The sequence below is a fragment of the Myxococcus sp. CA005 genome (assembly GCF_006518205.1).
Classification (GTDB): domain Bacteria; phylum Myxococcota; class Myxococcia; order Myxococcales; family Myxococcaceae; genus Myxococcus; species Myxococcus xanthus.
This window is the reverse complement of record NZ_SRLV01000129.1, coordinates 1-17,245: the sequence shown is the minus strand read 5'-3', so window position 1 is coordinate 17,245 and position 17,245 is coordinate 1. Positions and strand designations below refer to the sequence as shown.

Genomic DNA, 17,245 nt, shown 5'->3' with positions numbered 1-17,245 from the left:
GGACAGGGGCGGTGTTCCTTTCTGGAGCACGCCCGAGGCGTGTGCCCACCACGGCTGCGCCCAACGCCCCGGCGAGGAGGACCCAGCCGAACCTTCCACGCGGATTCCTCATGGCGTTCGGGCCTCCACGTCCTCAGGGCAGCGGTGATACACGCGCTTGTTCAGCCACAGCCGGTCGAAGTCCACGTGCCCCGCGTCGTAGAGCGCCTGGAAGTCGGCGACGTCTCGAGCGAATCGGCGGTCCTGCTTCGAGTAGTCCCGCACTTGGGGAAGGGCCTCGGCGCCACCGGCCCGGAGCGTGTAGCGCAGGAGCGCCCAGCGCACGCACAGGCGCTGCTCTCCAGGAAACGCGGCACTGAAGTGATTCAGCACCGCGCGCGTGTCGCGGCCATCGGACAGCGCCAGGGCCGCCAGCTCCCGGACGTTGGCGTCTGCGTCATTCTCGAGCACCCAGGCCAATTGCTCCACGGCCCGCGCATCCAGTCGCACGGACAAGGATGCAGCCAGCTCCACCGCCAGGGCGCGGATGTGACGGTCCTCGGACTCCCGCGCCAGTGTCAGGAGCCGCGTGAGGTAGGGCTCCTCCGAGCCCCCTGCCTGGAAGTCATTCTTCATCACCCTGCCCAGGGTTCTCACCGCGAGCAGGGACACGCCCTGTGGGGCCGTGCTTCTCCTGGCCAACGCCATCAGCCGGTCCTGCGCAGGGGCGCCGAAGCGCGCCTGTGTCTCCAGTGCCTGCAGCGCCTGTGCGCGGTGGTCGATGGATGCGTGCTGCTCCGCCATCGTGAGGAGCCGCTCGGCCACCCGTGCATCCCTCACCGCGGAGGCTTCACGCAGGCCCGCCAGCAGCACGGAGGCTTCGGGCCCCGGTGCGGTGTCAGCCCAGTCGAGCACCTGAAGCGCGGCCAGGGCGTCTTCACCCAGGACTTCCGGAATCCGTTCGGTGAGGAAGGTGAGGGCGGCGGGGTCGTTCTGCGCCAGGGCCTGCTGGATGGCGGCTCGCACCGTCGGCAGCCCGTGAAGTTGTTCGAAGTCCAAATAGCCCGCGCGGCAGGTGAGGCGTGGAAGACGTTGGAGGGGCGGCTTGGCGGCCATGGCGGGAGGGACGCCACACACGAGGAGCGGCAAGAGCGCGCGGGCCCAGCCTCGGACTCGTGCGCGAAGGGCCTGGCTGTAGGGAGGGGAGGCGGGCATGGCGCGTGTCGAGCCCCGGACGATGCGTCGCTGAAACCATCCAATTTAGTCAGATTTACAAGAAAGACGGTTTCTTCCGCACTGCCTGAGACTGTCCATAATGTGTCGACGACGGCACGAAGAAGCGGGGGGCATGGGAGCGGGCGTGCGGGGACACAGACTGCCTCGTGCCGCATGTTATGGAACGAGCCATGAACCACGCTCACAGTCAGGCTCTCTTCGCTCGCGCGCAGGCTCGCATCCCCGGCGGAGTGAATTCCCCGGTGCGCGCCTTCCGAGGCGTTGGCGGCGACCCTGTCTTCTTCCGTGAAGGCGCAGGTGCCTGGCTCACGGATGTGGACGGCAACCGCTACGTTGACCTCGTGGGGAGCTGGGGTCCGCTTATCCTGGGCCACGCGTATCCGCCCATCTTGGACGCCATCATCGACGCCGCGCGCCGGGGTTCGTCCTATGGCGCGCCGCATGCGGATGAGGTGGAGTTCGCGGAGCTCATCTGCGCCACCATGCCCGCGGTGGAGATGGTGCGCCTGGTCTCCAGTGGCACCGAGGCCACGGTGGCGGCCATCCGCGTCGCGCGAGGCTTCACCGGCCGCGAGCACATCCTCAAGTTCGAAGGCTGCTTCCACGGCGCGGGAGACCCGTTCCTGGTGAAGGCGGGCAGTGGCGTGGAGACGCTGGGCCTGCCGGACTCTCCGGGCGTGCCGTCGGCGCTGGCGAAGCTCACGCTCACCGCGCCCTTCAACGACCTGGCCGCCGTGGAGCGCATCTTCGCGGAGAATGGCCAGGACATCGCTTGCGCCATCATCGAGCCGGTGGTGGGCAACATGGGCGTGCTGGTGCCGAAGCCGGGCTATCTCGAAGGGCTGCAGGCGCTCTGCCAGAAGCACGGCGTGCTGCTGGTGCTGGACGAGGTCATGACGGGCTTCCGGCTGTCGCGAGGCGGCGCGCAGGAGCTGTACGGCCTCAAGCCGGACCTCACCACCATGGCGAAGGTGATTGGCGGGGGCATGCCGATGGGCGCGTATGGTGGCCGCCGCGACATCATGGAGAAGGTGGCTCCCGCGGGCCCGGTGTACCAGTCCGGCACGCTGTCGGGGAACCCGGTGGCGGTGGCGGCGGGCCTTGCGTGCCTCAAGGCCCTGGCGGCCCCCGGCACCTACGCGCGGCTGGAGGAGGTCAGCCGCATGTTGGAGGTCGGCCTGCTCGCCGAGGCGAAGGCCGCGGACGTGCCCGTCACCGTCAACCGCGTGGGCAGCATGCTCACGGTGTTCTTCACCGGTGAGCCCGTCTACGACTACACCAGCGCGAAGAAGGCGGACACGGCGCGCTTCGGGAAGTTCTTCCACGCCATGCTGAACGAAAGCGTCTACCTGCCGCCCAGCCAGTTCGAGGCGGCGTTCGTGTCGCTGGCCATTGGCGAGCCGGAAGTCGCGCACGTCCTCGCGGCGGCGAGAAAGGCCTTCCGTTCGCTTGGCAAGACCGGTTGAGCCCGCGCCCCTCGAGGGGCCCGTTCGCTTCGGTCCCTATACCCTCGTGCGCCGCATCGGCGCCGGGGGGATGGGAGAGGTGTTCCTCGCGCGTGAGGAGGCGCCTCGTCGTGCCTGTGTGGTGAAGAAGGTCCTCCCGCAGCTCATGGCGAGCCCGCAGTTCGCCGGACGCTTCCGGGATGAAGCCCGCGTCGTGGTGCGGCTGCACCATCCGAACATCGCGCGCGTGTACGCCATGGGCGAGGTGGAAGGGCAGCTCTACCTGTCCATGGAGTACGTGCAGGGCAAGACGCTCAGCCGGCTGACGTACCGGTTGCGGCAGCTCGGGCGGACGCTGCCGCTGGGCATCATGCTCCACCTGGGGCAGCGGCTCTGTGAGGGCCTGGCCTACGCGCACGACGCGACGGATGAGTTCGGCAATCCGCTGCACCTGGTCCACCGGGATTTGTCTCCCGCGAACGTGTGCATCAGCTACGCGGGCGAGGTGAAAATCATCGACTTCGGCGCGGCGCAGTCCACGCTGAAGGAGCAGCAGACGGCGCCCCGGGTGGTGATTGGCAACCTGACGTACATGGCACCGGAGCAGGCGCGAAAGCGCTTCGTGGACCGGCGCGCGGACGTGTACGCGGTGGGCGCGCTGCTGTGGGAGTTGTTCGCGTGGAAGCCCCTGGCGCAGCGGGGCGACCCGGTGGAGCGGTGGCGGCGCGCGGCCTACCCTCAGTGGGAGCCAGCGGGGAGTGTCCGGCAGGGCGTGCCTACCAGCGTGGATGCGTTCCTGATGCGCGCGCTGGCCTCGGAGCCTGACAATCGCTTCCCGGACGCGGCCGCCATGGGCGCGGAACTGGCGCGGATGAAGGCGAAGCTGGCGCCCAACGTGGGGGATGCGGATGTCGCGCGCCTCATCGCGGCCGCGTTCCCCCGCGAGAAGAAGGCGGAGGAGCTCGTGCTCCGCGAACTGCTGCGGGAGCCGCGTTCCCGCGCACTCACCGAGCCCGCGTTGGCCACCGTGCTCGCTCCGCCTACCGCGCTCGCGTTCGAGCACGAAGGCATCGACGCGCCCGAGGACTACGTCCCGGCCGAGCGTGGCGACGCTGAGACCTCGAAGGCACCGTCGTCCGCCCACCCGCCTGATGCGAATGTCCCAGCCGCGCCGGATGCCTCCGTGCGAGGCACGCCAGCGAAGGCCGCGCACGCCGCGGATGAGCTTGAAGTCACGGTGCGAGGGATTCCTGGAAGGGCGCCGGAGGTGCCTCGTGCTGTGAATGCACCTCGCGTCACCGCGCTGTACGGGACGGAGGACGAGGCGACCGTGGTGGAGGGCGGGGCCTCGCGAGCGCGCCGGGGCCTCCCCGGCGGCGAACGGGCACACCTCGGTGTGGAGGAGGAGGCCACCGTCGTCCATCCATCGCGAGGCCCGGTCGCGAGCGTGCCACTCGATGCGGACGAGGAGACCACGGTCGTTCAGCCCGAACGTGCCCGGATGGCGGCGGACGCTGGCGTGGCGTCGAAGTCCGACGTGGGCTCTGGGGCCGCGAACTCCGGAGCGAGCCTGGGCGGAGACGCGGCGGCCACAGAAGCCGTCGATGCGGCGAAGCTGATGGTCGCGCTCGAACGGGCGGAGGCCAGCCGAAGCCAGGGCGCCCGTGCCACGGCGTCCGAGGATGTCACCGTGACGGAGGTGAATCCCGCCAGGGCGCTCCAGTCCTTGTCGCCCCAGGCCGCGCAGTTGCGCCGAGCTACCCGTGAGACGCAGGTGGGCTTCGGCGTGGACATCTCCCAAGCGGTGGATGCTGCGGCGGTGGAGGCCCGTCGTCTGGAGTTGGTGCGCGCCATCACGGGGGATGAAGCGCTGCCCGTGCCAGAGCCCGAGGAGGACTTCGGCACATGGCTTCGCGGCGGTCGTCCCTGGCTCGTCGCGGGGCTCTGCGCGGGTGCGTGTGCCCTGGGGCTCGCGCTGGCTTGGACGCTGGCCTGAAGCCAGCCGTGGGCGTCAGCTTCCCCAGGGTAGTCGGTAGCTGAAGCCCAGGCGGATGGTGGCGGTATCAATCCAGTTGCTGGTGAAGCCGTCGCCAGACTCGTCCTCGTTGTCGTCCGACGTGCCTCGCGCCGCCGCAGTGTCCCGTCCGCCGAGGTGAAGACATGGTTCGCGTTGCTCAGGTGGAGTGACACGCCCACGGACAGCTCGCGGTCCGGACCGGACAGCAGGTCATACAGATAGCTGGCCCGGTAGAGCGGGAAGCGGTAGCTCACGTCCAGCGGCGTGCCCGCCGTCGTCCGTGTGGCGGAACAGGGTGCCGTCACGGCCCTGGCGGATGCTGTGAGCCAGCACGTCCAGGAAGCCCAGCTCTCCCACGAACTTCAGCTGCACCCGAGGCTCGTCTGGAGCTGTGGGCGCTTGGGCCTGGCCGGTGAGGGTGCTCAGACAAAGAAGGACTCCCAGGACGGCGGTTACCAGCCTTCGCTTACCGCCGCGGCGGAGGTGTCCAGCGGGAGATAGAGCCGGAAGGTGGTGCCCTGGCCCGGCTGGGATTCCAGCGCGACCCGGCCCTGGTGCGACTCGATGATGCGCTTCACCACCGCCAGCCCCAGTCCGGTGCCCTTGGCCTTGGTGGTGAAGAAGGGCTCGAAGATGCGCGCCCGTACGTCAGGGGAGATGCCCGGCCCGCTGTCCACGAACTGCACTTCGACCTCGGGAGTCCCCGTCGCGCGCCGGACACTCGCGCGCAGCATGCCGCCCTGAGGCATGGCCTGCACGGCGTTGATGGCGAGGTTGAGGAAGGCCTGGCGCATCATCCGCTCGTCCACGGTCACCGAGGGGACATCGTCCGCCAGGTCCAGTTCCACGCGCACCTGGCCCGGGGCCTCCGCCAGCGCGCCTCGCACCGCGTCCTCCACCAGGGGCGACAGCGGCACGGCATAGGGATGCGGCGCGGGCGGCCGCGCGAAGGTGAGCAGGTCCGCGACGATGCGGTTGAGCCGGTCCGACTCCTCCCCGACGATGTCCAGCAGCGGCACCGCCGCGCTGTCCGGCCCGACGATGCGGCGGATGGACGCGACTGAGTTGAAGATGGCACCCAGTGGATTGCGCACTTCATGGGCGACCACGGCGGACAGCTCGCCCAGCGCGGCCAGCCGTTCGCGGCGCACCAACTGGGCCTGGGTCCGGGCCAGCTCCACGTAGCTGGCTTGAAGGTCCTCCACCAGCCGCGCGCCCTCGCGGGCCAGCGCCAGTTGGTTGGCGATGGCACTGGCTCGCTCCACCTCCGCGACCGTGAAGCGCCGTGGCCGCCGCGTCTCCACCGCCATCATCACGCCCATGGGGCGCTCGTGGACCACCAGGGGGAGCACCAGGAATGCTCGAGCACCGGGCAGGCGCCGCACCTCCTCGTTGACGCGCAGGTCGGAGCGGGCGTCCTCTACCATCACCACCTCGCGCGTGTGGAACGCCACCGACGCGAGTGACGCATCGGCCGGGAGGAGTGGCAGGGCGGGCCCTTGAAGCTCCGGTGAGCCTCCCGTCATCGCGCGAAGCTGGAGCCGTTCCCCCGAGACATCCGGCAGGAACACGTATGCATCCGACGTGTCCACGATGCGCGCCAGGCTGGTGGCGCCAATGTGCAGGAGCTTGTCCAGTTCCAGGGTGGCCGCCAGCGCCTTGGCCACCTCGTGCAGCAACGCCAGGTCCTCGGCGCGGCCACGAAGCTCATGCAGCAGCCGGTGGGATTCGATGGCCGCCGCGAAGTGGCTGCCCATGGCCTGCAACGTCTCCCGTTCGAGCGGCGTCAGGGGCCTCCGTTCCCGGAAGAGGGCGGACAGGGTGCCCACGCCCCGCGAGCGCACCCGCAGGGGGACGACCACCACGGTGCGGAAGCCCTGCCGGCGCAGTTCCTCGCTTAGTTCGTCCGGACAGGACTCCACCTCGCGCTCCAGCGGGATGCCTTCTCGTTGCGCCTGGAGGCACAGGTTTCCGGCTCGCCAGCGCCGCGTGAAGTCCTCCGAGCCTTCGGTGTCCAGGCCGCTCGAGTACGCGAGCTCCACTTCGCCGTCGTCCGCTGGCAGGAGCACCGCCACCGCGTCGCAACCCAGGAGCCCGGCGATTTCGTCGGTCCCCGGAGCGAACAGCGCCTGTGGGTGCGGCGCGGAGGCTGTCACCGAGGCCAGGCGGTTGAGCGCCGCCAGCGCCGTGTTTTGCGCGGACAGGCGGGAGATGGTGAGCGCCGCGTCCAGCGCCGCGGACACCTGCGCGCCGAAGAGCCGCACGGGTGGAAGCTCCTCCTCGCGCAGCCAGTCCGCCACCAGCGCGAGCATGGCCCGGGGCTGTGCCTCCACGTCGATGCGCACCGCGATGGCACGCGTCTGTCCGGCGCGCTGGATGCCCTGGCGAACCAGCACGCCCCGGGCGCCTCGGAGGAAGCGCTCGGCCTCCTGGGGCAACTCGTCTGTATAGGCCGCGCCGTCGCGCCAGGCGCGCTTCAGCAGGGGAGGCCACTGGCCCACCACATCCCGTACCCAGCGGCCACTCAGTGCCGCGGCTTCCGTGGGCACCATGCCGGGCGGCACGAACGTCTGTCCCAGCCGGACGCCCAGCCGGTCTGGCGAAAGCCACGCGCAGCCAAGTCCCAGCTCCTCCACGCTGGAGAACATCCTGCGCAGCACCTCGCCCTCGGTGCGCAGGGAGGGCAGGTTCGCGCCCAGCTCGGCCAACCGCTGGAGCACGCTGCGGCGCCGGGCCCTCGCCGACACGTCGCGCACCAGCACCACCCACTCCGTGCCGCTGGGGATGACGGTCAGCTCCACCCGCCGCTCCCCTTCGGTGGTGCGCAGCATCGTTTCGTACGTGGTGGGGACGGGCTCGCCGCGCTTGCGTCGGGCATGGCGGGACGCCAGCTCCGCCGCGCTTTCCGCCGAGACGAGGAGCGTGGCGGGCTCACCCAGCACGCCCTCGCGCGGGTAGCCCGACATCGTCACCAGCGCTTCGTTCACATAGACGAAGCGGCCGTCACGGACGACGCAGACACCCACGGACATCGCATCGAAGGGGCCGTAGGCTGCCCCGATTTCGGCGGCGGTTTTCACGGCAGGCCTGACTCTTCCACCGCTGCCAGTCCGTGCGAAATTGCTGACCCGCCGCTTCGCCCACCAGCCTACATCCCGGTGCCAGCCCTGCGGCTTGTACTTAGAACGGGCCCGGCCGCGCAGGGCAGCCGAGCCCGTGTCCTCAGGGGTGCTGTCGCCCGCGCCGAATCAGGCGGGAGTGGCCCCGGGGGACTCCGCGCCGCGGTGGTGGACCTTGGTGTACAGGCCGATGAGCTCCGCCTGTCCCACGATGTGGCCTTCCATGGCCTTCCGGAGCTGTGTGCGCGAGACGCGGCCCAGGTCCGGCAGCACCGTGTCCAGGGCGAACAGGCGGAAGTAGTACCGGTGCATGCCCACGGGCGGCATGGGGCCCCCGTAGTTCTGGCGGTGGAAGTCGTTCTGGCCTTGGCGGGCGCCCTCCGGGAGGACGTCCGGCGTGGCGCCTTCCGGTAGGCCCTGCGCCGAAGGTGGGATGTTGTAGACAACCCAGTGGGAGAAGGTCATCTGGGGATTGCGCGGGTCTGGCGCGTCCGGATCCTCCACGATGAGGGCCAGGCTCTTCGTCCCGGCAGGCATGTCCGTCCATTGAAGCGGCGGTGAGATGTCCTCGCCCTCGCCGGTGTAGGCAATGGGAATGAGGTCGCCGTCCTTGAAGCGGGGGGACGTGAGCACGAGCGGCTTCGGCATGGAGTCCTCCAGAGGTGTCGCGGTGGGTTGACGCGTATCGGGTGCAAGCTGGCGACGCAGGCGCCCGGGTGCCGAGGAGCGGGCCGGCGGGCGTTCGGAGGCTGGCCACCCGGACGTTGGGGCAGGCGCGCCCATCCCCATGCGCCTGCTCTGGCCGCCGGACCCCAGCGCCTCACCCAGAGGGGGCCCGGACCCTGGCGAGCCCACGGGAGGGGCCCTCGATTCCATGCGGGGCAGATCGGCGGTAGCTGAGCTTGCCGAAGCGGCAATCGCCACTGGGGGCCGGGGGGCCGCTGCCCATGGTACCGGTTGCGTGTGCCGCGTGTTCGGTGTTAAGCGGCGCCCCGCGTAGAGGGGTTGGGGCGACGGGGTTGGAAAAGCGAGGTTTTCCCGGGGTTTGGGGAGGCGTCCGAATGGAAGTGAAGGAGCCCCGGAAACCGGGCGGTTCGGACGGCAGCGAGCTGGGGGAGACGGCCCGGCAGATGAGGGCGGCGCAACCCTACATCGCGGCGGTGTGGAAGCTGGTGGGTGGAGCGGTGGTGGGCGTGCTGGGCGGCTACTGGCTGGATGGGTGGTTGGGGACGGGCCCCTGGTTGCTGGTGGTGCTGAGCCTGGTGGGTATCTGCGTGGGCTTCTATGGGTTCCTCCATGAGATGGCCCGGCTGGGGATGCGGAAGTGACGGCGCGGGGCGGCGGTAGCGGGACGGACTCGTTCAAGAGTCATGCGGCGCTGGCGGGTGGCGTGGCGGTGGTGGGCCTGGGGCTGGCGGCGGTGACGGGCGCGGTGGCGCTGGTGCTGAAACGGCGGGCGGTGCGGCAGGACCTCAATGCCGCGCTGAAGGTGGTCGGAATCATCTTTGGCCTTCGGGCCGTGGGCGTGTTGGCGGGGCTGTTGGGCGTGGTGTCGCGGGGAATGGCGGCGGTGCCGTTCATCGCCGGCTTCTTCGGCGTCTACTTCGCGCTGCAGTGGATTGAAGTGAGCTACGTGATGGCCGCGTCGAAGGAATCGGCGGGCGGAGACGAGTGATGCGCAAGGCAATGGTGCTGTTCGCCAGTCTGTTTGCTGCCACGGCGTGGGCCGCGGGGTCTGAAGACGACGTGCCGGGGTACATCCTCCACCACGTCGTGGACTCACCCTACCTGGAGATCGAGGTCCCGCTTAGCAGCCCCATCCACGCGTTTGACTTCCCGCAGTGGCACGTCCCGCTGAAGGCCGGCGCGTGCGCGCCCCGGATGACGGAGCACGGTGAGGAGATTCCGGGCTTGATGGACGGCTGCCTGGACCTGTCCATCACGAAGCACACCGTGATGATGTGGCTGGCCGCTCTGCTGCTGATGGCCACCCTGTTCATCTGGGGCAACCGCGACAAGACGAAGCTGGTGCCGCGCGGCGCGGGCGCCAACATCCTCGAGATGCTGGTGCTGTTCGTTCGTGACGAGCTGGCCATCAAGAACATCGGCAAGGAGGAGGGCCCCCGCTACGTGCCCTTCCTGCTCACCGTGTTCTTCTTCATCCTCTTCATGAACATGCTGGGCATGGTTCCCTGGATGGCGACCGCCACCGGCAACCTGGCCGTGACCATGGCGCTGGCGCTGTGCACCTTCGTCATCACCCAGGTGGCGGGTATTCGCGCGGCGGGTCTGGGCGGCTACCTGAAGCACCTGACGGGTGGCGTGGCCCCCTGGTTGTGGCCCATCATGGTTCCGGTGGAGGTGCTGGGTCTGTTCACCAAGCCCTTCGCCCTCACGATGCGTCTGTTCGCCAACATGCTGGCGGGCCACATCGTCTACTTCTTCCTCCTGGGCCTCATCTTCCTCCTCGGCCACCCTGCGGTGGCGGCGGTGAGTGTGCCCTTCGCCTTCGCCATCTTCCTGCTCGAGCTGTTCGTTGCCTTCGTGCAGGCGTACGTCTTCGCGATGTTGTCGGCGCTGTTCATCGGCATGAGCGTGGCCATGGGTCACCACCATGACGACCACGGCCACGACCACCCGGAAGCGGGCCCCAGCCACGACCAGGGCAAGGCGCACCACGCCTAGGTCGTTCTGACGAGTTAGCGGGGCGCTGAAGTCCGGTGCCCCGGTCGAAGACCCGGCGGTTCGAAAGGCCGCCGGAGGTAGTCCTCAAGGGACATCACGACCCCCCCACAAGCGGGTCCACGCTACGAAAGAACAAGTGTCACCATGACCAACCTCGCTCTTGCCTTCCTCGCCGCCGGTCTGGGTGCCGGTCTCTCCATCATCGGTGCCGCGCTCGGCATTGGTAAGCTGGCCGCCGCCGCCATGGACGCCACGGGCCGTCAGCCGGCCGCGGGCGGCGACATCCGCACCACGATGATCATCGCGGCGGCCCTTATCGAAGGCGCCACGCTGTTCGCGCTGGTCGTTTGCATCCTGCTCGCCACCAAGGCTTAAGGCGAGCGCAGGTCGAGTCATCGCTGGACGGTCGCCGGTGCCCGTAGGGAATTCCACCGCGGGCGCCGGCCGCTCCTGCCGCGGAAACCGAAGTCTTCGCAGCATCCCTCCCTCACGCTGGACATCCCGCCATGTTCCTGCCCTCCGTCCTCGCCGCCAGTAACCTCGTGAAGGTCCAGCCGGGCCTCATCTTCTGGACTCTGGTTACCTTCGTCATCGCCGCCGTCGTCCTGAAGTGGAAGGCGTGGGGCCCCATCCTTTCGCTGGTCGAGGAGCGCGAGAAGCAGATCGCCAGCTCCATCGAGAGCGCCAAGCGTGAGCGCGCCGAGGCGGAGAAGCTGCTGGCCGACCAGAAGACGGCCATCGCCGAGGCCCGTCGCGAGGCCGCGGAGATGATGCGCCGCAACACGCAGGAGATGGAGAAGTTCCGCGAGGAGCTCATGGCCAAGAGCCGCAAGGAGGCCGAGGAGCTCAAGCTGAGCGCGCGTCGCGAGATTGACGAGCAGAAGGCGAAGGCCATCGCCGAGGTCCGCTCCATGGCGGTCGACCTGGCCATGGAAGTCGCCGGCAAGCTCATCAGCGAGCGCATGGACGACAGCAAGCAGCGCGCGCTGGCCGAGCAGTTCGTCCAGGGCCTGCCGCTGAACAGCACCAGCGCCACCGGCGCCGTGCGCCGCACTGCCTAATCCCCTTCTTGGGGAAGCGCGCCCCCCGGCGCGCGTGTTCCAGGGAATCACCATGGGTCTATCCATCGGAATCGTCGGGCTGCCCAACGTCGGCAAGTCCACCCTGTTCAACGCGCTGTCGGCCGCGGGCGCGCAGGCGGCCAACTATCCCTTCTGCACCATCGAGCCCAACGTGGGCGTGGTGCCCGTGCCGGATGACCGCCTGGACAAGCTGTCCGCGCTCATCAAGCCGCTGAAGAAGGTGCCCACCTCGCTGGAGTTCGTGGACATCGCCGGCTTGGTGCGCGGCGCGTCCAAGGGCGAAGGCCTGGGCAACCAGTTCCTGGGCAACATCCGCCAGGTCAACGCCGTGCTCCACGTGCTGCGCTGCTTCGAGGACGACAACGTCACCCACGTCGAGGGCGGGGTGAATCCGGTGCGGGACCGGGACGTGGTCGACACGGAACTGTGCCTCAAGGACCTGGAGACGGTGGAGAAGCGCCGCGAGCGCTCCTTGAAGAACACGAAGGTGGGCGGCAAGGCTGGCGAGGAGGCCAAGGCCGAGGTGGCGTTGCTGGACCGCATCAAGGCGAGTCTGGACAACGGCATCACCGTGCGCGCCCAGAAGCTCACCGAGGAGGAGAGCGCCGTCATCCATGACCTGTTCCTGCTCACCGACAAGCCCGTGCTGTACGTGGCGAACATCGGCGAGTCGGAGCTGGGCAAGGAGGACGCGAATCCCCACGTGAAGGCCGTTCGGGAGATGGCCGCGAAGGAGGGCTTCGAGGTGGTGGTGCTCGCCGCCGCGCTGGAGTCCGAAATCCAGCAGCTCCCGGAGTCGGAGCGTCCGGGCTTCCTGGAGAGCGCGGGCCTGTCCGAGCCGGGCCTGCACAAGGTGGTGCGCGCCGGCTACAAGCTGCTGGGCCTGTGGACGTACTTCACCGTGGGCGAGCAGGAGTGCCGCGCGTGGACCATCCACCAGGGCTACAAGGCCCCGCAGGCGGCCGGCGTCATCCACTCCGACTTCGAGCGCGGCTTCATCAAGGCCGAGGTGATGCGCTGGGAGGACCTGGTGAAGCTGGGCAGCGAGTCCGCCGTGAAGGAGAAGGGCATGCTGCGCGTGGAAGGCAAGGAGTACGTCGTCCAGGACGGCGACTGCATGCACTTCCGCTTCAACGTGTAGCGGTCAGCACACGGCAGTCATCGCGGGCGCTGTGCTTCCGGACGGTTCAGTCTGGAGGCGGCGCCCGCGAGCCGTTTCAGGGCCTGGCGGCTCAGAAGCCGCGCGGGCCTTGCAGCACGGTGTAGACCCAGATGCCCACGGCGATGAGCGCCAGCACGGTGGTGAGGGTCGCCGTGCGCCGCATGCGTGGGCGTTCCTCCTCCGGGTGGCGCGAGGCGAAGAGCCACATGCCGCCCACCCGCAGGACGAGGAACATGAGGAGCAGGAGCGGGCCGACCACCTGCCAGCCCGAGGGACGCATCAGCACCACGCCCCAGGAGGCGAGGAAGGCGACGTTGCCGAGCAGGGAGGCGATGGCGAAACGGGGATATACGCGTCGAGTGTCCACGGCGCGGGAGTCTCGCCTCGCGAGCGCGGACCTCCAACGACGGACTTCGACCGGTGCGTGGCATGCGACAGTGGGCTGAGTGCTCACGTGACGTGCGTGAGGCGTCCGGATGCGCGGAGCGTGTTCATGGCGCCCTGCCACCGGCGGGGTGTGCCGGCTCCACGTAGCGTGCCCGAGGGCGCAGCAGGTGGCCCTGTTCCCGCTGCTCCAGCACATGGGCCACCCAGCCCGCGGCACGCCCGACGGCGAACAGCGTGGCGCCCGCGCCTGAAGGAAGCCCCAGCGCTCCGGTGAGCATCACCAGCCCGAAGTCCACGGACGGGGGCGGATGTCCCGCCGCGCGCATGGCTTCCAGCACGGCGCTGGCGATACGGACATTGGGCGTCTCGGGCCTGACGCTCCGCGCGGCTTCCACCAGCGGTGGTGTCCGTGGGTCTCCGTCTGGATAGAGCTGATGACCGAAGCCGGGGACCGCTTCGCCTCGCCGCAGCCGCTCCCGGATGACCTCCGCCGCGCGCTCCGGCCGGCCCACTTCCACGAGCAACGCCTCCACGCGGTCGCAGGCCCCTCCGTGCTTGGGACCGGAGAGCGCGGCCAGCGCGGCGCTCAAGCAGGCGTACAGGTCCGCGCTGGAGGAGGCCGCCACGCGCGCGGTGAACGTGGACACGTTCAGCTCATGGTCCGCGCACAGCACCAGCGCGCGGTTGAGCAGCTCAGGTGCGCGCTTCACGCGGGTGTTCCAAGCGCGCGCCAGGGATTGCGCCACCGTGGGCTCGTTCAAGGCATGCGTCACTCGCCCCGGCGCGTTCGCCACGCAGACCCAGGCGGACAGGTGGCGCAGCAGCCTCCGGGCGCGGGCCCGCTCCTGCTCGGGAGGAGAGGCAAAGCGCGCCGAGTCCCTTGCGCCTAGGAGCGGCACCAACGCAGACAGCGCGGCAACGGGAGGTGTTCCACGGGGCAACAGCTTCGCCAGCTCGGACGGTGGAAACGCCGGCTCGGGTGAGGGCCACCGTGACGCTTCTTCGGGCAGCGTGCCTGTCCACAACAGCTCGGCCACGTCCTCGAACGCGCGTCCCTCCACCGCGAGCGTCACCGCCGAATGGCCTCGGTATGCGAGCCCCTCCGCGCCCACGCGGGACACCGACGAGTCGATGACGGGCTCGCCCCAGCGCAAGGCGCCCGAGGCGACGGCCGCGTGTCCCGCTCTCGCGTCGTGCCGCGCTTTCAGGCGCTCCAGGTCGGAGCGCACATAGCGGTTCTCCTTGGTGCCTCGCTCCGGCACGCAGCGCACGAGGCCTCGGCTCACGTAGGTGTAGAGCGTGGCTCGCTTCACGCCCAGGAGCGCGGCGGCCTGTGCCGCGGTCACGAGCTCCTCCTCAGGTCGATGGTCGAATCGAGATTGAGAGCGTCCGCCCTTGGGCCTACTCATGTCTCGCGCACCTCCGCGAAGGCCATTGTCGACTCGACTGGATGACGTGTCGATACGTCCCCAGGTCGGCGGGGCCCGCGTGTGCCCGCGAGGAGAGGAGCCTGTCATGCAGGTGGACTTCGGACGCACGTCGTCGGACTACGTGAGGCACCGGGCGGGCTTTCCGGAGGCCTTCTTCGAACGGCTCGACAGGGAGGGCCTCCTTCGTTCGGGCCTCCGCGCCGTCGACCTGGGGACGGGCACGGGCACGGTGGCCCGAGGGTTGGCCCAGCGCGGCGCCGTGGTGACGGGGCTGGATGTGTCCGCGGACATGCTGGATGCCGCCCGTGGGCTCGCCTCTGGAATGGGGCTGGGCATCGACTTCCGACAGGCACCCGCGGAGAACACGGGCCTGCCGTCACAGGCGTTCGAGCTGGTGGTCGCGGGGCAGTGCTGGCACTGGTTCGACCGGCCCGCCGCAGCGCGTGAGGCCGCGCGGTTGCTCGTTCCCGGGGGCCGTCTGGTCATCGCCCACTTCGACTGGCTGCCCCTGCCCGGCAACGTGGTGGAGGCCACCGAGCGGCTCATCGAGCGCTTCAACCCGGGCGCTCCCGCGCCCTTCGTATCCTTGAGCCAGTCTTCCGGTGTCTATCCTCCGTGGTTCCGAGACGCCGCCGAGGCAGGCTTCACCCAGCTCACCTCGTTCTCCTTCGACGTGTCCGTGTCGTACAGCCCCCGCGCGTGGCGGGGGCGCATCCGCGCCAGCGCGAAGGTGGGCGCGTCCATGCCTGCGAGCGCGGTGAGTGGCTTCGATGCCGCGCTCGCGGACCTGCTCGCCGGGAGCTTTCCGGCGGACTCGCTCGACATTCCCCACCGCGTCTTCGCGCTGCTCGCGACGCGACCCTGAACAGGAGCACCTGTCCATGTCCTCGCATCCTCACGTCGTCCACGAGCCCGAGCTTCCCTGGACCGAAGTCACGCAAGGTCCCCGGGTGGAGTACCGCCGCAAGCAACTGGGCTCCGCCGCCAAGGGCCGCAAGCTGGGGTGCAGCTTGATGGAGCTGCCACCCGGTAAACACGCGTGGCCGCGGCACTACCACCTGGCCAACGAAGAGGCCTATTTCATCCTCGCGGGCACGGGCCGGCTGCGGCTGGGGGACGACACCCTCGCCGTCACGGCGGGCGACTATGTGGCGCTGCCGGTGGGGCCCGGGGGCGCGCACCAGCTCCTCAACGACGGGGCCGAGGCGCTGCGCTACCTGGCCTTCTCCACCATGGTGGAGCCGGACGTCATGGTGTACCCGGACTCAGGGAAGGTGGTCATCTCCGCGGGCAGTGCTCCCGGGGGCGACAAGGCCGCTCGGACCCTGTTCACCACGCTGCCCCTCTCCGCGGAGGTGGACTACTGGAGCGGCGAGGAGCGATAGGCTGTGGGCCGAGATGGCCCCATTGCTCGACGTGCTCACCCGGGAGCGGCTCCTCAAGGACCGCGCTGCCGCCGCGGCGCTGCTGCCGCGTGGCGAGCCTCCCCATGTGTCCATGCTGCGCCTGTGTGACGCGGGCCTGCTCGAAGGCGGCTTGTCCGTGGGGTACGGCGTGCGCGCCGACGAGCTGGTGGGGCCGCTCACCACCGCCATGGGCGGCGCGGCCCGCCGCTTCAAGGTGGTGGACGTGCGCGAGCGCCCCGTGCTGGAGCTCCACGTCATGGGGGGTGACGTGACAGAGCGCTGGGAGGTGGAGGACCTGTCCGCGTTGGTGCACAACCTCAACAGCCTCTACCGCGATGCGCCGGACGTGCGCGCGGTGGTCGAGCTGGGCGAGTGGGAGGATGCGCTCCAGCTCTGGTGCGTGGACAAGCGCGCCCTGCCGAGGCTCGCGCGCCAGCCCTTCTTCGCACCGCGCAACGCCCGGGCGCTGATGAACCCCTCGGGCGAGTGAGTCTTCAGGGGGCCTGCACTCGCGGTAGACCCGGCTTCTGAGGCAGCATGAGGGGGCATGCGCTTCGTCCTGTCCTGCCTGCTAGTGTTGCTCCCTGCGTCCCCCGCGCTGGCGGAGCTGGATTCCTTCGGCCTGGGCTCGGGCCGTGATGGCGCGCTGTCCGTCACGACGGTGGGGCGCGTCCTCAACGCCGCCACGCCGCTGACGGACCTCGTGGTGGTCGGAGCCCACGACGTTCCGGTGCAGCGCGTTTCGGGCTTCACCGCGGGCACGCTGGTGCTCCTCCACCAGAGCGGCGGGGCGGAGGAGGCCGTGGTCTCCAGCGATGGCGGCACCCTGGCGCTTCGGAAGATGGGCCACTGGGAGCTGGCGCGCGTGAAGGCGGTATCGGAGTCGCCGCCCGGGCTGCGCTTCTCCGAGCCCCTGGTGCATGCCTACACCGCGCCGGGCGCGCAGGTGGTCACCGTGCCCGAGTACACGGACGTCCTCGTGTCCGCGGGTGCCTCGGTCGTAGCCCATCCATGGGATGGGCGCAGCGGCGGCATCCTGGCCTTCCTCGCCACGGGGAGCGTGACGAACCAGGGCCTCATCAGCGCGGAAGGAATGGGCTTCCGGGGCGGGCTCTTCGTCAATCACGCGGACCTCCTTGGCTGCTCCGACCTGGACATCCCTCCCGAGGCAGGGGGGGCCTACAAAGGGGAGGGCCTGCGGATGGGCCACTTCGGCACGGCCTCGGGGCGTGGCTCCGTGGCGGGTGAGGGTGGCGGTGGCAACTGCCACAACGCGGGTGGTGGCGGAGGCGGGAAT

At 69.7% G+C, this 17,245-nt stretch carries 17 protein-coding genes and 1 pseudogene; 12 read left to right on the top strand and 6 right to left on the bottom strand.

What is annotated here, in order from left to right:
- Positions 1-108: 108 nt before the first annotated feature.
- On the bottom strand, positions 109-1,095 hold the full coding sequence (locus tag FMQ63_RS34620) for a hypothetical protein (RefSeq protein WP_228556544.1): 987 nt from the start codon (positions 1,093-1,095) through the stop codon (positions 109-111).
- 290 nt (positions 1,096-1,385) lie between these two features.
- On the opposite strand from FMQ63_RS34620, the gene hemL reads away from it, so the two are divergent.
- Positions 1,386-2,681 (top strand): glutamate-1-semialdehyde 2,1-aminomutase, encoded by a 1,296-nt coding sequence (gene hemL, locus FMQ63_RS34615; protein WP_011550530.1) that lies wholly within the window; start codon positions 1,386-1,388, stop codon positions 2,679-2,681.
- 46 nt (positions 2,682-2,727) lie between these two features.
- Positions 2,728-4,656, top strand: coding sequence for a serine/threonine-protein kinase (locus FMQ63_RS34610; protein WP_011550531.1), 1,929 nt, complete (start codon positions 2,728-2,730; stop codon positions 4,654-4,656).
- Positions 4,657-4,887: 231 nt separating this feature from the next.
- Here the strand turns inward: FMQ63_RS34610 and FMQ63_RS37665 are convergent, their stop codons facing one another.
- From FMQ63_RS37665 to FMQ63_RS34600, 3 genes are all read right to left on the bottom strand, one after another.
- Positions 4,888-5,049, bottom strand: coding sequence for a hypothetical protein (locus tag FMQ63_RS37665; RefSeq protein WP_011550532.1), 162 nt, complete (start codon positions 5,047-5,049; stop codon positions 4,888-4,890).
- An 80-nt stretch (positions 5,050-5,129) separates the two neighbouring features.
- On the bottom strand, positions 5,130-7,757 hold the full coding sequence (locus FMQ63_RS34605; RefSeq protein ID WP_011550534.1) for an ATP-binding protein: 2,628 nt from the start codon (positions 7,755-7,757) through the stop codon (positions 5,130-5,132).
- A gap of 168 nt (positions 7,758-7,925) precedes the next feature.
- Positions 7,926-8,444, bottom strand: a complete 519-nt coding sequence (locus FMQ63_RS34600; protein ID WP_020478434.1) for a YbhB/YbcL family Raf kinase inhibitor-like protein — start codon at positions 8,442-8,444, stop codon at positions 7,926-7,928.
- 413 nt (positions 8,445-8,857) lie between these two features.
- Between FMQ63_RS34600 and FMQ63_RS34595 the strand changes: the two genes are divergently transcribed.
- From FMQ63_RS34595 to ychF, 6 genes are all read left to right on the top strand, one after another.
- Positions 8,858-9,124: an AtpZ/AtpI family protein gene (locus FMQ63_RS34595; RefSeq protein ID WP_020478433.1), complete on the top strand. Its 267-nt coding sequence runs from the start codon at positions 8,858-8,860 to the stop codon at positions 9,122-9,124.
- Positions 9,121-9,471, top strand: coding sequence for a hypothetical protein (locus tag FMQ63_RS34590; protein WP_141276944.1), 351 nt, complete (start codon positions 9,121-9,123; stop codon positions 9,469-9,471). Before FMQ63_RS34595 ends, FMQ63_RS34590 begins: the two co-directional genes overlap by 4 nt.
- The gene (atpB, locus tag FMQ63_RS34585) at positions 9,471-10,481 is read left to right on the top strand and encodes a F0F1 ATP synthase subunit A (RefSeq protein ID WP_020478432.1); all 1,011 of its coding nucleotides are present in this window, start codon (positions 9,471-9,473) and stop codon (positions 10,479-10,481) included. Before FMQ63_RS34590 ends, atpB begins: the two co-directional genes overlap by 1 nt.
- 144 nt (positions 10,482-10,625) lie before the next feature.
- Positions 10,626-10,856: an ATP synthase F0 subunit C gene (locus FMQ63_RS34580; RefSeq protein WP_002636238.1), complete on the top strand. Its 231-nt coding sequence runs from the start codon at positions 10,626-10,628 to the stop codon at positions 10,854-10,856.
- 131 nt (positions 10,857-10,987) lie between these two features.
- Entirely contained in the window at positions 10,988-11,542 is a 555-nt protein-coding gene (gene atpF / locus FMQ63_RS34575) for a F0F1 ATP synthase subunit B (protein ID WP_020478431.1), read from the top strand.
- Positions 11,543-11,594: 52 nt separating this feature from the next.
- On the top strand, positions 11,595-12,704 hold the full coding sequence (gene ychF / locus FMQ63_RS34570) for a redox-regulated ATPase YchF (protein WP_011550539.1): 1,110 nt from the start codon (positions 11,595-11,597) through the stop codon (positions 12,702-12,704).
- A gap of 91 nt (positions 12,705-12,795) precedes the next feature.
- Here the strand turns inward: ychF and FMQ63_RS34565 are convergent, their stop codons facing one another.
- Positions 12,796-13,092 carry a hypothetical protein gene (locus FMQ63_RS34565; RefSeq protein ID WP_026114066.1) on the bottom strand — a complete coding sequence of 99 codons (297 nt, stop codon included), beginning with the start codon at positions 13,090-13,092 and terminating at the stop codon, positions 12,796-12,798.
- Between the two features lie 124 nt (positions 13,093-13,216).
- On the bottom strand, positions 13,217-14,521 hold the full coding sequence (locus FMQ63_RS34560) for a citrate synthase family protein (RefSeq protein WP_011550541.1): 1,305 nt from the start codon (positions 14,519-14,521) through the stop codon (positions 13,217-13,219).
- Positions 14,522-14,627: 106 nt separating this feature from the next.
- On the opposite strand from FMQ63_RS34560, the gene FMQ63_RS34555 reads away from it, so the two are divergent.
- The 4 genes and pseudogenes from FMQ63_RS34555 to FMQ63_RS34540 form a co-directional block, all read left to right on the top strand.
- On the top strand, positions 14,628-15,407 hold the full coding sequence (locus tag FMQ63_RS34555) for a class I SAM-dependent methyltransferase (RefSeq protein ID WP_026114067.1): 780 nt from the start codon (positions 14,628-14,630) through the stop codon (positions 15,405-15,407).
- 16 nt (positions 15,408-15,423) lie between these two features.
- The gene (locus FMQ63_RS34550) at positions 15,424-15,927 is read left to right on the top strand and encodes a cupin domain-containing protein (RefSeq protein ID WP_011550543.1); all 504 of its coding nucleotides are present in this window, start codon (positions 15,424-15,426) and stop codon (positions 15,925-15,927) included.
- 13 nt (positions 15,928-15,940) lie between these two features.
- Positions 15,941-16,438 (top strand): hypothetical protein, encoded by a 498-nt coding sequence (locus tag FMQ63_RS34545; protein WP_011550544.1) that lies wholly within the window; start codon positions 15,941-15,943, stop codon positions 16,436-16,438.
- Positions 16,439-16,495: 57 nt separating this feature from the next.
- Positions 16,496-17,245, top strand: a pseudogene (locus FMQ63_RS34540) (hypothetical protein); the annotation flags it as partial.